Annotated in this window: 1 protein-coding gene; it reads right to left on the bottom strand. The window is 64.5% G+C overall.

What is annotated here, in order from left to right; all coding sequences use genetic code 11:
• A partial coding sequence (locus AC1D08_RS33620) for a beta strand repeat-containing protein (RefSeq protein ID WP_477425343.1) occupies window positions 1–2037 on the bottom strand: 2037 nt, incomplete at both ends.

Genomic DNA, 2037 nt, shown 5'->3' with positions numbered 1-2037 from the left:
ACTGATGGTCAGGGCCGAGGTGTTCTTGGTGATGTTGTCGGTGCTGCTCGAACCGGTATCGTCGGCGGCCGCCAGATCGAGGGCCGTCGGCGCCGCCGGAGCGGTCGTGTCGACGGTGATGTCGAGCGCATGCGAGGTCGAGGCCGCGCTGGCGTTGCCTGCGACATCGGTCTGGATCGCCCGCACATTGTGCGTGCCTTGCGCAAGAGAGACGTCGAGGCTGAATGCCCCGCCGCTCACCGTCGTGGTCCCGAGGCTCTCGCCTCCATCGACTATGCCGTTGTTGTTGGTGTCGTCGAACAGCGTGACCGTCGCGCCGTTCTCGCCCGAGCCACTGATGGTCAGGGCCGAGGTGTTCTTGGTGATGTTGTCGGTGCTGCTCGAACCGGTATCGTCGGCGGCCGCCAGATCGAGGGCCGTCGGCGCCGCCGGAGCGGTCGTGTCGACGGTGATGTCGAGCGCATGCGAGGTCGAGGCCGCGCTGGCGTTGCCTGCGACATCGGTCTGGATCGCCCGCACATTGTGCGTGCCTTGCGCGAGAGAGACGTCGAGGCTGAATGCCCCGCCGCTCACCGTCGCGGTCCCGAGGCTTTCGCCTCCATCAACTATGCCGTTGTTGTTGGCGTCGTCGAAGAGCGTGACCGTCGCACCGTTCTCGCCCGAGCCACTGATGGTCAGGGCCGAGGTGTTCTTGGTGATGTTGTCGGTGCTGCTCGAACCGCTATCGTCGACTGCCGCCAGATCGAGGGCCGTCGGCGCCGCCGGAGCGGTCGTGTCGACGGTGATGTCGAGCGCATGCGAGGTCGAGGCCGCGCTGGCGTTGCCTGCGACATCGGTCTGGATCGCCCGCACGTTGTGCGTGCCTTGCGCAAGAGAGACGTCGAGGCTGAATGCCCCGCCGCTCACCGTCGTGGTCCCGAGGCTCTCGCCTCCTTCGACTATGCCGTTGTTGTTGGCGTCGTCGAACAGGGTGACCGTCGCACCGTTCTCGCCCGAGCCGCTGATGGTCAGGGCTGAGGTGTTCTTGGTGATGTTGTCGGTGCTGCTCGAACCGCTATCGTCGACTGCCGCCAGATCGAGGGCCGTCGGCGCAGACGGAGCGGTCGTGTCTTCCGTGACCACGAAGGTGTTCGACGCCGCGCTCTGATTGGTGGCTGCATCGGTGATCCTGGCCGTCAGGTTGTAAGTGGTCCCATTGGTCAGCGTGCCCGTCTGGAGGCTGACGAAGCCACTGACGATATCCGCTGCGGTCAGTGTGTAGGCGCCTCCCAGCGGGATGCCTGTGCCAGTGCCGTTATAGAGCCGGATCGTATCGCCCGCCTCGGCCGGTGAACCACTGGTCGGCAGCGTAACCTTGACGGTCAGATCAGTGTCATTGGTTGTCACGCCGGAGGTCGCATAGGTCGCCGTGACCGGAGACACGTCGTCCGTGACGGAGGTGATGACCGGCGCATTCGGTGCAACCGTATCAACGACCGTGATGTTCACCGTATCCGTATCGGACAGGCTTCCATCATTCGTGGTGATCTGGATCGACGCCGAACCGTGGAAGTTGTTCGTAGGTGCGAAGCTCAGGCCATTCAGCGCCGCGTTGATGGCCGTATCCGTACCACTGAAAGTCATCGTCCCATCCGCGCTGCCGTCGCCCACTGAAAAGGACAGGCCAGCGAGGCCGCTAAGCGTGAGGGTACCGTTGCTCGACGTCAGCGTTACCGTGTGGCTTGAATTGTCCACGTCGGAAATGCTGATCGCGTTGCCGTTCGCCGAACTGAACACCTTTGCCGTGTTGCTGTCGGTTGATTGGGAAGCTGGCACACCATTGACGGCGGCGTCGTTGGTGCCGTGGATGGTGAAGCTGACGAGCTGGGTGGTGCCGTCGGCGGCCGTCACCGTGAAGGTGTCGACATGGGTGCTGGTGCCGCCGTTGGCGTCGCTGCCGGCGAGGAACTGCACGGCGGCGTTGGCGACGGAGTAGGTGTAGGAGCCGTTGGCGGCCAGGACGAGGCTGCCCAGATTGGTGCCGGCGCCGCTGACGGT

The sequence above is a fragment of the Mesorhizobium sp. P2_E6 genome (assembly GCF_056403835.1).
Note: the sequence above shows the minus strand (reverse complement) of the source record. Positions and strands in the feature narration are given on the sequence as shown.